The organism is Tolypothrix sp. PCC 7712, assembly GCF_025860405.1.
Classification (GTDB): Bacteria; Cyanobacteriota; Cyanobacteriia; order Cyanobacteriales; family Nostocaceae; genus Aulosira; species Aulosira diplosiphon.
In genome coordinates this window covers 590,482-604,146 of the sequence record NZ_CP063785.1, presented here as the reverse complement: position 1 = coordinate 604,146, position 13,665 = coordinate 590,482, and the positions used below count along the sequence as shown (strand labels likewise).

The 13,665-nt window shown below is 44.0% G+C and carries 8 protein-coding genes; 3 read left to right on the top strand and 5 right to left on the bottom strand.

Annotation, left to right across the window (positions count from 1 at the left end; genetic code table 11):
* Positions 1-17 precede the first annotated feature (17 nt).
* Positions 18-851 (bottom strand): hypothetical protein, encoded by an 834-nt coding sequence (locus tag HGR01_RS02285; RefSeq protein ID WP_096621984.1) that lies wholly within the window; start codon positions 849-851, stop codon positions 18-20.
* Positions 852-955: 104 nt separating this feature from the next.
* Between HGR01_RS02285 and HGR01_RS02280 the strand changes: the two genes are divergently transcribed.
* Positions 956-1,789: an HAD-IIB family hydrolase gene (locus HGR01_RS02280; RefSeq protein WP_045871846.1), complete on the top strand. Its 834-nt coding sequence runs from the start codon at positions 956-958 to the stop codon at positions 1,787-1,789.
* A gap of 341 nt (positions 1,790-2,130) precedes the next feature.
* On the opposite strand, the gene HGR01_RS02275 is transcribed toward HGR01_RS02280, so the two are convergent.
* Positions 2,131-3,381, bottom strand: a complete 1,251-nt coding sequence (locus tag HGR01_RS02275; RefSeq protein WP_228045632.1) for an aspartate aminotransferase family protein — start codon at positions 3,379-3,381, stop codon at positions 2,131-2,133.
* Between the two features lie 293 nt (positions 3,382-3,674).
* On the opposite strand from HGR01_RS02275, the gene HGR01_RS02270 reads away from it, so the two are divergent.
* Positions 3,675-4,739 carry a potassium channel family protein gene (locus HGR01_RS02270; RefSeq protein ID WP_045871844.1) on the top strand — a complete coding sequence of 355 codons (1,065 nt, stop codon included), beginning with the start codon at positions 3,675-3,677 and terminating at the stop codon, positions 4,737-4,739.
* Here the strand turns inward: HGR01_RS02270 and HGR01_RS02265 are convergent.
* The 3 genes from HGR01_RS02265 to HGR01_RS02255 all read right to left on the bottom strand — a co-directional run bounded on the left by HGR01_RS02265 (position 4,736) and on the right by HGR01_RS02255 (position 6,464).
* Positions 4,736-4,942 carry a hypothetical protein gene (locus HGR01_RS02265; protein WP_071989437.1) on the bottom strand — a complete coding sequence of 69 codons (207 nt, stop codon included), beginning with the start codon at positions 4,940-4,942 and terminating at the stop codon, positions 4,736-4,738. The two genes, HGR01_RS02270 and HGR01_RS02265, sit on opposite strands and share 4 nt — an antisense overlap.
* On the bottom strand, positions 4,929-5,093 hold the full coding sequence (locus HGR01_RS02260) for a hypothetical protein (protein WP_168161000.1): 165 nt from the start codon (positions 5,091-5,093) through the stop codon (positions 4,929-4,931). The genes HGR01_RS02265 and HGR01_RS02260 overlap by 14 nt, the downstream gene beginning before the upstream one ends.
* Before the next feature lie 420 nt (positions 5,094-5,513).
* On the bottom strand, positions 5,514-6,464 hold the full coding sequence (locus HGR01_RS02255) for an XDD3 family exosortase-dependent surface protein (protein ID WP_052335276.1): 951 nt from the start codon (positions 6,462-6,464) through the stop codon (positions 5,514-5,516).
* A 578-nt stretch (positions 6,465-7,042) separates the two neighbouring features.
* On the opposite strand from HGR01_RS02255, the gene HGR01_RS02250 reads away from it, so the two are divergent.
* Complete coding sequence (locus HGR01_RS02250; protein ID WP_045871843.1) at positions 7,043-13,636, top strand: HAMP domain-containing protein; 6,594 nt, start codon at positions 7,043-7,045, stop codon at positions 13,634-13,636.
* Positions 13,637-13,665: the final 29 nt, after the last annotated feature.

The following is a 13,665-nucleotide window of genomic DNA, read 5'->3' as shown; positions in this document are numbered from 1 at the left end:
GCTGCACCCTACAAGAATCAATGATTATTAGCGTGGCCTGATTGTTTAGCTACAGGCTGCTGCGGCGCATTCTTACCAGGAGTAGCTTGACGGCTAGTACGGAAAGAGACATTGACACCATCGTTTGATTGCTCTAGCACTAACAAAGGAGTAGGTTTAGCTTTCTGATCCCAATGCATATTAGCAATCCGTCCTTGAATTGTGGGTTGCCAAGTATCTTCATCGTCTGTGGGGCTAAGGTAAGTTTCGATACAATCAATAATTTGGCTAATAGTGGCAGAAGTCGCTTGTGTTGGTAACTTCATTAAGCGAACTTGGACGCGAAATAGTACTCGCTTCGCCATGTTTGGTGGAGTACCAGTTTCATATTCAACATCAAAAGTTTCATCAACTTGTCGTCCGGTATTAGTAGCAATCCCTACAGATCCTTGCTGGGATTGATTGGGACGTAGAGCTTGAGAAATTTTTTCTTTTACTTGAATTTTAATTTGATTAACGATCGCAAAGTGAAATACCTCTTCTGCCATCCGCATCCGCAGATAATCTAAGTTGAAATCCCGGGAGTTAACCAAATCGGGATTTGTTTCCATTTTGCGAATGGTTTCTAGCGCCAGCTTAAACTTCTTTTCTAGTTCTCGGGTGCGGAATTGTTCAAACTTGAGTTTTTTATCTAGTTGAGTCTTCAGGTATTTGCCATAGGCAACTAAAGCAATCACTGCTAACAACAACCCTCCAGAGGTAAACATGAATATCGGCGGTGGAGCGTTTTGTGGTGCTTTTGATGGTACTTCTTGGGTTGTCTTTTTAGCTTTTCCCGCTGAAGTTTGGGCTGCAAAAATCAAATTGTACATGATTGACAAACTGCTAAACTTAATTCCTGATGCTAGAGTGCCCAAATTTTGTATGCTAATTTGCGGTATTATTACTATTTTTTATTACTTTGACTAAATCGTATATGTACACACACCTTAGCCCTGATGATAAAGGTTTCATAAATCTCTTACCCTTGTCTGAAGCGAACTCAAGTTGTTGGCAAAAGATTCAACTGGTGGCTACGGATATGGATGGCACCTTAACCAGAAAAGGTAAATTTACCAGTAACCTTTTGCAAGCTTTAGAAAATTTAGCAGCAGCCAATATTAAAGTGCTAATTGTGACTGGGCGCTCTGCTGGGTGGGTGAGTGGACTCAGTAGCTTAATGCCTGTAGCAGGTGCGATCGCAGAAAATGGCGGTTTATTTTATCCTGCGGGGAGCGATCAGCCAGTAGCACTAACAGCCATTTCTGACTTAGTCAGCCATCGTCAAAATTTAGCTGCGGCTTTTGAGCAATTACAAAATCAGTTTCCGCAAATCCGAGAATCTACTGACAATCGATTTCGCATCACCGATTGGACTTTTGATGTCGCATCCTTAAATACCACAGAATTACAAACCCTGAGTCATTTATGTCAAGAAATGGGATGGGGATTTACTTACAGTAATGTACAGTGTCATATTAAACCGCAAACTCAAGATAAAGCTGTAGGTTTGTTGCAAGTATTACAGAAAAATTGGCCGCAATATTCTTCAGAACAAATTGTGACAGTGGGTGATAGTCCTAATGATGAAAGTTTATTTGATCGGTGTTATTTTCCCATCTCTGTAGGCGTAGCGAATGTATTGGAATATGCTAATCAGCTACAGTATCAGCCTGCTTATGTAACTAGCACTGCGGAAGGCGAAGGATTTTGTGAATTATCAAATTATCTTTTGCAAGGTGTAATGAATACAACCCCAATCAATTTGTAGTTGGAACTTCATTTGGGTGCTTTTCAGTACGCTCTTGGCTGAATATGGGTAACAATTTATAACATTGAGTACTTAGTATCTTGCTTGAGTTTATAGTACAATAGTACTAAGCTTGTCGGTGAAGGGGAAAAGGGGAATGGTTCAAGGGAAAGAAAAAACCTTTAACCCTTAACCTTTAACCTTTTCCCCAAAACCAATCTTGAGTTCAAAACGCTTAACTGAGTAGTGTTATGCCATTACTCCCATATAAAAAATAAGATGGGCACTGCCCAGATATTTGCTTCTCAGCTAGATTGCCAGTAGTGCCCACCCTAGATTAATTGTGTTTGTTATACCATGACCTACGCGTTAACATTAGCCAGAGCTTTGTCAACGGCTTGTAAGGCTGTGTTGATTTCTTGTTCTGTGACAATCAATGGCGGTACAAAGCGGACAACTTTTGGCCCGGCTGGGACTAGCAATACACCCTCTGCGATCGCAGTTTTGACAATATCAGCTGCTGTTAGCGTGATATCTGCTTGCAATTCGAGTCCGTTGATTAAACCCCAGCCGCGAACGTCAGCAATGTGATTGGGATATTTAGCTGCGATCGCTTTTAAGCCATTTCGCAGTTGTTCACCTCTATCTTGCACGTTCTGTAAAATATTTTCTTTTTCGATGGTTTGACAGACAGTTAGCGCCACGCCACAAACAAAAGGATTACCTCCAAATGTGCTGGCGTGTTCCCCTGGTTGAAAAACATCGCAGAATTTTTTACTCATCATTGCGCCGATAGGGATACCACCGCCCAGTCCTTTTGCACTGGTGAAAATATCCGGTTCCACACCGAGATGTTCGTAACCCCATAACTTCCCACTGCGTCCCATTCCCACTTGCACTTCATCGAAAATCAATAAAATGCCAGTTTCATCGCAAATCTGCCGTAGCTTTTTAAAGTAAGCCACATCGCCAGGACGAACGCCACCTTCCCCTTGCAACGGTTCTAAAAGAATCGCGGCTACACGGTAATCACCTTCATCAAGTTCGCTAATCGCCGCCTCTACCGCAGCAATATCGTTGTATGGCACATAGTGGAAACCAGGAACCAAGGGATCAAAGTATTTTTGATACTTGGGTTGTCCAGTTGCGGTAATTGTCGCTAAAGTCCGCCCGTGGAAACTAGCATTAGCAGTTAAAATGATTGGTCTTTCAATTTCTAATACAGTATGGGCGTATTTTCGTGCTAATTTAATTGCTGCTTCGTTAGCTTCCGCACCAGAGTTACAGAAAAATACGCGATCAGCACAGGAATGTTGAATAATCCATTTTGCCAATTCACCTTGTTCGGGAATGTAATACAAATTAGAAACGTGATGCAGCTTTTGAATTTGCCGTGTAACCGCTTCTACCATTGCTGGATGGGCGTGTCCCAAAGTACAAGTAGCAATTCCAGCCACAAAATCCAAATATTCCCGCCCCTCAGTATCCCACACCTTACATCCTGCGCCCCGTTCTAGGGCGATAGGAAATCGCCCATAGGTGGACATAACTGCTTCATCAAAGCTGTTGGGGTCAAACGGACTAGATGGTAAAGTATTTGACTGTGGGGGCATGGTGGCTGCGTCAACCAGAGTTTCTATGCTCACTACCGCTCCTTGTGAAAATCTGCGATCGTATAGTTATCTACTAGTGTCCTAGAAACCTTCCAAAATATCGACTATTTTCTTGGGATTTTGTCATTTGTCATTTGTCATCTGGGGTTTGGTAATTGGTAATTGGTAATTGGTAATTGGTGTTTGTCATTAATTATTTCTCCCCCTGCTCCCGGCCCCGTTGCTTTTCCCAGTCCCTAGCCCCCAGTCCCCAGTCCCTTTATTCCCTAACCATTGGCAGAGGTGAAAGAATTGTGTACTCAATGCCTGAGCAAAAATATCAACGTATCCAAAAGGAGTTGATGGCAGGAGCAATCGCTCTTGGTTGTGTTTTCATGATTGGGACTTTGTGGTACAGCCTGGTGGAGGGGTGGTCATGGGAAGATGCTGCTTATATGACGGTAATTACCCTGGCGACTGTGGGATATGGCGAAACACACCCGCTAGGTAATCGCGGTAGGTTATTTACCATTGCCTTAATTTTGATGGGTGTCATCAATATCGGTTACATTGTCAATAGATTTACAGAAGCTGTGATTGAAGGCTACTTTCAAGAAGGAATTCGACTACGGCAACAGAGGCGCATAATGGAATCGTTATCAGGACATTACATTATTTGTGGGTTTAGTCGCACAGGTCGCCAAATCGCCAAAGAATTTCGGGCTGAAGGTGTAAATTTTGTCGTCATTGATTCTGAGGTTGAATCTGTTCAAAGAGCGCAAACAGAAGGTTATGTAGTATTCCAAGGTGATGCCACATTAGATGACACACTTTTGAAGGTCGGCATAGAAAGAGCGATGTGTATTGTTGCTGCTCTACCTTCAGATGCTGAAAATTTATACACTGTACTATCTGCTAAAACACTTAATCCAGCAATTCGAGCGATCGCAAGAGCAAGTACAGAAGAAGCTTTGCAGAAGTTACAACGCGCTGGTGCAGATGCGGTGATTTCGCCCTATATCACTGGCGGTAAACGTATGGCCGCAGCCGCCCTCAGACCCCAAATTTTAGACTTTGTTGATGGTATTCTTACAGGTACAGACCGCCAGCTGTACATGGAAGAATTTTTGCTAGACCCAGCTTTTTGTCCTTTTGTGGGACAAAGTTTGCAAAAAGCTAAATTGCGATCGCAAACAGGGGCGTTAGTTCTCGCCATCCGTCGCCTTGATGGTAATTTAATCGGCGGCCCTACCGGTGATACTGTTTTAATGCCTGGAGATACCCTGATCTGTATGGGTACAGCAGAACAATTGCAAAGTCTTAACCAAATTCTCGGGCCTATTGTTTCTAAAAAAGTGCGTAAACCGAAAAATAGTTAATTGGTGTTTGTTAATGGGGAATGGGGAATGGGGAATGGGGAATGGGGAATGGGTAATGGGGAATGGGTAATGGGTAATGGGTAATGGGTAATGGGTAATGGGTAATGGGTAATGGGTAATGGGTAATGGGTAATGGGTAATGGTAATCCCCTCTTTGTCCCCCTAATCTCCCTAATCTCCCTAATCTCCCTAATCTCCCTCATCTCCCTCATCTCCCTCATCTCCCTCATCGAACAATAAAAAACCTCGGTTAAGCACCGAGGCTATGGAGAAGTCAAAATGACGATTAGATACAGCGATTGAAAAGGAAAACTTTGAGTTAACAGTTGAAGCAGGCAAAACAAGGACTACCACAAATAAAAATATTGTGTCGTTGGTGTTATATCTGCTGTGCTTGCTTTTGGTTTAACTTATGTAACTAAATTTAACAGTATTGTTACAAATAGTCAACAATGATTGACAAAAAATTTTGATGGGCGATCGCTTATCCTCTAATATAGGTTTTTTTGTTCAATTCACCTGGCTAACCTAGGGATAATTGAGAAAAAAATACCTGATATTGTCATCACAACAACATCAGGTATGGATAGGAATCGTCTTTGATTTTTTAAAAGCTAGGTATACCTTGATTCCCTGTCCCCTATTCCCCGTCCCTTGTCCCGTTTTTATGCAAGTAATTTCAGAAATCAAACTGGATTGCTATATCAGTTGAGAAAGTGATAGTGAATGGTAATTTCAAGCTTTGAATCTGCTGCTTGATTTAGCATATTGGGATTATGCTAGTTTTTGATTTGCACTAAGTTTATATTTTTTACGGATTTGGCTACCAGCGAAAGCTAATCCAAAAATTGTTAGTCCAGCAGCAGTAGAAGATTCGGGAACGGCTTGAGAGATAGCAGATTTGCTAAATTGGAAAGCTATAGTCTGGGTACCTTGGAATTTGCTGCTATCGTAGCCAGTACTCAGAAGTTGTTGTGTAATCGCTCCTTGGGATAGGAATGAGATTCCAGTTAAATAATTTCCAGAAGCTATTTCATTCAGGTTAAAGCTGTTATTCTGTCCGTTATTAGTAAAGTAAGCGCTAGTTAAATCGCCGTAACCTACAGTACCACCACCTGTCTTAACTTGAGATTCATAGGAATTGCTACCACCTGCTAAACCTCCATAAGTTTGGACAGTATAGCCTTCTTTAATGTCAGTAACAGTTTTTGCTTGAACCCCGCTATAAACACCAAGTTGTTGTACACCAGAAGCATTCGCAGAAGCGAAGCGGATACCATATAAATCTCCGCTATTCATCGCATTTAGAAAGGTTTTGCCAGACGTATTAAAGAATAAGTCGCCATAACCAATCTGACCACCAGCAGCTCCAGCTTCGGCTTCTCCGGTTAACTTCATATTGCCATTGATAGCAATAATTACGCTGTCAGCAGTTTCTTTGACAGCCATACCGGAAATATCATAGGGATTTACTTGTCCAGGTGCTGCACCAACCCAGTAGTTACCATTCATCCCATCTGCATTGGAATCAAATGCATACTGCCAACCGTTAGCATCAGTAGGATTTGATCCCAAGAGAAGACCAGTACTATCGTTTAAACATTCTAAAGATATGCTAAATGCTGATCCCGTTAAACTACCAGCATAAGCTCCTTGAGCTACAGAAAGAATACCAACTGTGGTGATAGCAACTTTTAAAAAGCTGGATATTTTTTTAACTTTCATTTCTGAAGAGAAGTAATAGATTTCTGTCGAATCCCTATTAGGGATAATTCATTTTTATGGGAATAATCAAAAAACTAATAGGGTAATTATTCGGAATTTATTATCTCAGTAAATCACCTGGAGTTTATGAAACTAATATATAAAAATCTCAGTTTATAAAGGTAACATTAAAAGTTGATCTGATGTAATTACATCCCTCTATCTAGGATGAAATTACATTTATCCGTACTGATTGCATTGCCAGTGCATTTTTTGTTCTAAGTATTGTTATTTGCAAAGAAATATTAACCGGTTCTCGCTGAATAATATTCCTTTAGAAATATGTCTAAAGAAATAGGCAATCAAACTATTGATATATATGCCGTAAAAAATCTGCTTTTAGCAGCTACCTTAAGGATTATGAAAAAGTTATGATTGGCTAAATGGTGTTCCAAGAAGTGTTGGCAGCAGCCTTATTTAATGGGTTTCAGCATAGGGTTAAGTTTCCCCAAAGCAAAGAGCGCCAATGATGAACTTAACACTAGCCCCGCCAAACAAACGGGGGATCAAATATATATAAATTCCTTAAGGATAAGGCTATGGCTACTGAACAATTAACCAGAGAAAGCGACAGTTTAGATTTAAAACAACTATTAAGAACATTAAATGCTGTTAAAAAAGGTGATTTCTCTGCGAGAATGCCAATTGACCAAACAGGAATTGCCGGAAAAATAGCCGATACACTCAACGATATTATTGACCAAAATGAGCGCATGGCGGCAGAGTTACAGCGCATCGGTAATGTAGTTGGTAAAGATGGCAAAGTCTCGGAACGTGCTTCTTTAGGAAATGTTCGTGGTTCGTGGTTAAGTTGCGTTAATTCTGTGAACACACTAATTACAGATTTAGTGCAGCCAACAGCAGAAACTACAAGGGTAATTAGGGCTGTAGCTAATGGCGATTTATCTCAAACCATTGCCCCAGAAATTGAAGGTAGACCTCTGAAGGGAGAGTTTCTGCAAACTGCCAATATCGTCAACACAATGGTAGACAGGCTGGGTTCCTTTGCATCAGAAGTTACCAGGGTAGCGCGAGAGGTGGGAACCGAAGGTAAGTTAGGAGTACAAGCCGAAGTCAGGGGTGTGGCGGGTACCTGGAAAGATTTGACCGATAACGTCAATTTGATGGCGGGGAATTTAACTGCTCAAGTACGTAATATTGCGGAAGTTGCAACTGCGATCGCAAATGGTGACCTGTCGAAGAAAATTACTGTCAATGTGAAAGGCGAAATTTTGGAGTTGAAAAACACCGTCAACACGATGGTAGATCAGCTCAATTCCTTTGCGTCTGAGGTAACCAGGGTAGCGCGGGAGGTAGGAACAGAAGGGAAACTGGGCGTACAAGCAGAAGTGCGCGGTGTGGCGGGTACATGGAAAGATTTGACCGATAACGTCAATTTGATGGCGGGTAATTTGACAGCGCAGGTGCGGAATATTGCAGAAGTAACAACGGCGGTAGCAAATGGCGACCTTTCCAAGAAAATTACTGTAAATGTCAAAGGCGAGATTTTAGAGTTGAAAAACACCGTCAACATCATGGTGGATCAACTCAACTCTTTTGCATCAGAAGTAACCAGGGTAGCGCGAGAAGTAGGCGCGGAAGGAAAATTAGGCGGTCAAGCAGAAGTGCGCGGTGTGGCGGGTACCTGGAAAGACCTCACCGACAGCGTGAATTTTATGGCGGGTAGTTTGACAGCCCAGGTGCGGAATATTGCAGAAGTGACAACGGCGGTGGCGAATGGCGACTTATCCAAAAAAATCACCGTGGATGTGAAGGGCGAAATTTTGGAGTTGAAAAACACCATTAACACGATGGTGGATCAGTTAAACTCCTTTGCGTCCGAGGTAACCAGGGTAGCGCGAGAGGTGGGAACGGAAGGTAAGTTGGGCGTACAAGCGGAAGTGCGCGGTGTGGCGGGTACCTGGAAAGACCTCACCGACAACGTCAACTTGATGGCAGGTAATTTGACAGCCCAGGTGCGTAATATTGCGGAAGTGACCACGGCGGTGGCGAATGGTGACCTTTCCAAGAAAATCACTGTGGATGTGAAGGGCGAAATTTTGGAGTTGAAAAACACCGTCAACATCATGGTGGATCAACTCAACTCCTTTGCATCGGAAGTAACGCGGGTAGCGCGGGAAGTGGGTGCAGAAGGAAAACTAGGCGGTCAAGCAGAAGTGCGAGGTGTGGCGGGTACGTGGAAAGACCTCACCGACAGCGTGAATTTCATGGCGGGAAGTTTGACAGCCCAGGTGCGGAACATCGCGGAAGTAACGACGGCGGTAGCGACTGGCGACTTATCCAAGAAAATCACGGTGGATGTGAAGGGTGAAATTTTGGAGTTGAAAAACACTATCAACACGATGGTAGATCAATTAAACTCCTTTGCTTCGGAGGTAACGCGGGTAGCGCGAGAGGTGGGAAGCGAAGGAAAGCTGGGTGTACAAGCAGATGTGCGCGGTGTGGCGGGGACGTGGAAAGACCTCACAGACAGTGTGAACTTCATGGCAGGAAGTTTGACAGCCCAAGTGCGGAATATTGCGGAAGTGACAACGGCGGTGGCGACTGGCGACTTATCCAAGAAGATTACCGTGGATGTGAAGGGTGAAATTTTGGAGTTGAAAAACACTATCAACACGATGGTAGATCAACTCAGTTCCTTCGCATCTGAGGTAACCAGGGTAGCGCGAGAGGTGGGAACAGAAGGGAAACTCGGCGTACAAGCGGAAGTACGCGGTGTTGCTGGAACCTGGAAAGACTTAACAGGTGCGGTGAATATGATGGCAGGGAACCTCACCGATCAAGTAAGGAACATTGCAGAAGTTGCAACTGCGATCGCAAATGGTGACTTATCGAAGAAAATTACTGTGCAAGTTAAAGGCGAAATTCTGGAGTTGAAAAACACCATCAATATCATGGTGGATCAGTTAAACTCCTTTGCATCTGAGGTAACCAGAGTAGCCCGAGAGGTGGGAAGTGAAGGGAAACTGGGCGTACAAGCTGATGTGCGCGGTGTCGCGGGAACCTGGAAAGACCTCACCGACAGCGTGAATTTCATGGCGGGAAGTTTGACAGCCCAAGTGCGGAACATCGCCGCAGTTACCACAGCGGTGGCGAATGGCGACCTCTCGAAGAAAATTTCTGTGGATGTCAAAGGAGAAATTTTGGAGTTGAAAAACACCGTTAATACAATGGTGGATCAACTCAACTCCTTTGCTTCTGAGGTAACCAGAGTAGCGCGAGAGGTGGGAACGGAAGGAAAACTCGGCGTACAAGCTGAGGTAAAAGGAGTCGCGGGAACCTGGAAAGACCTCACCGACAGCGTTAACTTCATGGCGGGAAGCTTGACAGCCCAAGTGCGGAACATCGCGGAAGTAACAACGGCGGTGGCGAATGGCGACCTTTCCAAGAAAATTACTGTGGATGTGAAGGGCGAAATTTTAGAGTTGAAAAATACCATCAATACGATGGTGGATCAACTCAACTCCTTTGCTTCGGAAGTAACGCGGGTAGCAAGGGAGGTGGGAACGGAAGGTAAATTAGGTGTACAAGCCTACGTCCGAGGGGTAGCGGGAACGTGGAAAGACTTGACCGACAATGTGAACTCAATGGCGGGTAACCTGACAGCCCAAGTACGGAACATTGCAGAAGTTACCAAAGCGGTGGCGAATGGTGATTTATCCAAGAAAATCACCGTAGATGTGCGCGGGGAAATTTTGGAGTTGAAAGACACTATCAATACAATGGTGGATCAACTCAGTTCCTTTGCTTCGGAAGTAACGCGGGTAGCGCGAGAAGTGGGAACGGAAGGAAAATTAGGCGGTCAAGCGCAAGTCCAAGGTGTGGCGGGGACTTGGAAGGATTTGACTGATAATGTCAACTCGATGGCGGGTAATTTAACAGCCCAGGTGCGCGGTATCGCCCGAGTGGTAACGGCGGTGGCAAATGGGGACTTGAAACGCAAATTAATGTTAGATGCGAAGGGCGAAATTGAAACCCTAGCTGAGACAATCAATGAAATGATTGATACCCTAGCCACCTTCGCCAATCAGGTAACCACAGTAGCGCGGGAAGTAGGAATCGAAGGAAAATTAGGCGGTCAAGCCAGAGTACCAGGGGCGGCGGGTACATGGAAAGATTTGACTGATAATGTGAATGAACTGGCTGCAACTTTAACTACACAGCTAAGGGCGATCGCAGAAGTAGCTACAGCCGTAACTAAGGGCGATTTAACTCGGTCGATTGCGGTGGAAGCTTTAGGGGAAGTCGCTATCCTGAAAGACAACATCAACCAAATGATTGCCAACCTGCGAGAGACCACCCAGAAAAATACTGAGCAGGATTGGTTAAAAACTAACCTGGCGAAGTTTACGCGAATGCTGCAAGGTCAGCGCGATTTAGAAACAGTTTCTAAACTCATCCTCTCAGAACTAGCGCCGTTAGTAGGCGCGCAGCATGGCGTATTCTACATGATGGAAGCCGCAGATAATCAAGCATTCCTCAAATTATTGAGTAGCTATGCTTACCGGGAACGCCGCCATTTAGCCAACCGCTTCTACATGGGTGAAGGTTTGGTAGGACAATGTGCTTTGGAAAAAGAACGGATTCTGTTAACAGAAGTACCTGGTGATTATGTCAAAATTAGCTCTGGTTTAGGGGAAGCTGCGCCCTTGAATGCTGTTGTCTTACCTGTATTGTTTGAAGGACAAGTCACAGCCGTAATTGAATTAGCTTCCTTCCGGCGCTTTAGTGAAATACATTTAACATTCTTCGATCAACTCACAGAAAGTATTGCGATCGTCTTAAATACAATTGCAGCTTCCATGCGGACGGAAGAATTGCTCAAACAATCCCAATCTTTAGCAGAAGAACTACAAACCCAGCAAAACGAACTGAGGGAAACTAACAAGCGACTAGAACAGCAAGCCCAATCACTCAAAGCTTCCGAAGATTTGCTCAAAGGACAACAAGAAGAACTACAACAAACCAACGCCGAATTAGAAGAAAAAGCTGAGTTGTTGGCGCTGCAAAAGAAAGAAGTGGAACGGAAAAACCTAGAGATTGAACAAGCTAGACGTTCTTTAGAAGAGAAAGCCGAACAATTAGCCCTTTCATCTAAATATAAATCCGAATTTCTGGCGAATATGTCCCATGAATTGCGGACACCACTCAACAGCTTGCTGATTTTGGCGAAGCTGTTAACAGATAACGTTGAAGGTAATCTCACTACCAAGCAAGTGGAATATAGCCAGACAATTTACTCAGCTGGTACTGACTTGTTGACCTTAATTAATGACATTTTAGATTTAGCCAAAATCGAATCGGGAACCATGTCAATTGACATGAACCAAATGTTATTTTCGGAGTTAGGCGAACAACTTGAGCGCACATTCGGGCAAATTGCCCAAAATAAAGGACTCGCCTTTAACGTGGAATTTGCTCCCGAATTACCACAAACCATCTACACTGATGCCAAACGTTTACAACAAGTCCTGAAAAATCTCCTTTCCAATGCCTTTAAATTTACCGAAACTGGGGAAGTCCGTTTGCGGGTAGAAGTGGCAAAACAAGGCTGGAGTCAATCTCAAGAAACTTTAAATCGCGCCCAAGCTGTGATTGCTTTCTCTGTTAGCGATACAGGTATCGGGATTGCACCAGAAAAACAAAAAGTAATTTTTGAAGCCTTTCAACAAGCTGATGGTAGCACCAGCCGCAAATATGGCGGTACAGGCTTAGGCTTATCCATTAGCCGCGAAATCGCCCGCCTATTTGGTGGTGAAATTAAACTTGTCAGCCATCCCAATCAAGGTAGTACCTTTACTTTCTACCTCCCCCAACTCTCTCCAGAGTCGAGAGTGCTGAGTACTGAACCTTTATCAGTCAGGACACAACCCAATCCCCAGTACCCAGTACCCAATCCCCAATCCCTCATGGACGATCGCTCTATTCTCGCAGAAGACGATCGCGTACTGCTGATTGTGGAAGATGACATTAATTTTGCCCGTATCCTGCTAGATATGGCACGCCAGCAAGGATTTAAGGCGATTACCGCCCAAAACGGCAGAATAGGGCTAACTCTAGCACAGCAATATCTACCCTCAGCTATCTTGCTAGATATCCGCTTGCCAGAAATCGATGGTTGGACAGTATTAGATCGCCTCAAACATAACCCCCGCACCCGTCACATTCCCGTACATATTATGACAGTGGAAGAAGGACGACAACGCGGTTTACAATTAGGCGCGATCGCATATCTGCAAAAGCCCTTAACCAGCGAAATCATCTCCGAAGCCTTAACCAAAATCAAAGGTTTTATCGAACGTCGGGTGAAAAGCCTACTAGTAGTCGAAGATGACGAAAATCAACGCCACAGTATTGTGGAATTAATTGGTAACAGCGACGTAACTACCACCGCCGTAGGTACAGGTGCAGATGCCCTAGAAGCCATTCGCACCCAGCATTTTGATTGCTTGGTTCTCGACTTAGGGCTACCAGATATGACTGGTTTTGAACTAATTGAACAAATCAAGCAGCTACCTCATGGTGAAAATCTGCCTGTAATTGTTTATACAGGTCAAGAACTAAACCGAGTACAAGAAACAGAATTGAGACGGATAGCAGACACGATTATTGTTAAAGACGTGCGATCGCCCGAACGTCTCTTAGACGAAACAGCCTTATTCTTGCACCGAGTCCAAGCCAATTTGCCTGCACCCAAGCGGGAAATTCTCGAACAACTCCATGCGAGAGACTACTTGCTAACAGGTAAAAAAGTACTCATAGTAGACGACGATGTGCGTAACATCTTCGCCCTCACCAGTATGCTAGAGCGTTATCAAATGCAGGTCTTATATGCAGAAAACGGTAGAGAAGGCATTCGCACCTTGGAAACTACCCCGGATATTGATGTTGTATTAATGGATGTCATGATGCCAGAAATGGATGGTTACGAAACCACTCGCCTGATTCGCCAAAACCATCAATTTAGAGCTTTACCAATCATTGCCCTCACCGCCAAAGCCATGCAAGGCGATCGCGAAAAATGTATTGAAGCAGGTGCATCCGACTACATCACCAAACCCGTAGATACAGAACAGTTGCTTTCGCTATTGCGGGTTTGGTTGTATAGGTAATGGGGCATTGGGCATGGGGCATTGGGCAT

Coding starts and splice junctions, on each gene's coding strand:
- HGR01_RS02285 (WP_096621984.1), bottom strand. CDS start 851: ATGTACAATTTGATTTTTGCAGCCCAAACTTCAGCGGGAAAAGCTAAA.
- HGR01_RS02280 (WP_045871846.1), top strand. CDS start 956: ATGTACACACACCTTAGCCCTGATGATAAAGGTTTCATAAATCTCTTA.
- HGR01_RS02275 (WP_228045632.1), bottom strand. CDS start 3,381: ATGCCCCCACAGTCAAATACTTTACCATCTAGTCCGTTTGACCCCAAC.
- HGR01_RS02265 (WP_071989437.1), bottom strand. CDS start 4,942: ATGAGGGAGATTAGGGAGATTAGGGAGATTAGGGAGATTAGGGGGACA.
- HGR01_RS02255 (WP_052335276.1), bottom strand. CDS start 6,464: ATGAAAGTTAAAAAAATATCCAGCTTTTTAAAAGTTGCTATCACCACA.
- HGR01_RS02250 (WP_045871843.1), top strand. CDS start 7,043: ATGGCTACTGAACAATTAACCAGAGAAAGCGACAGTTTAGATTTAAAA.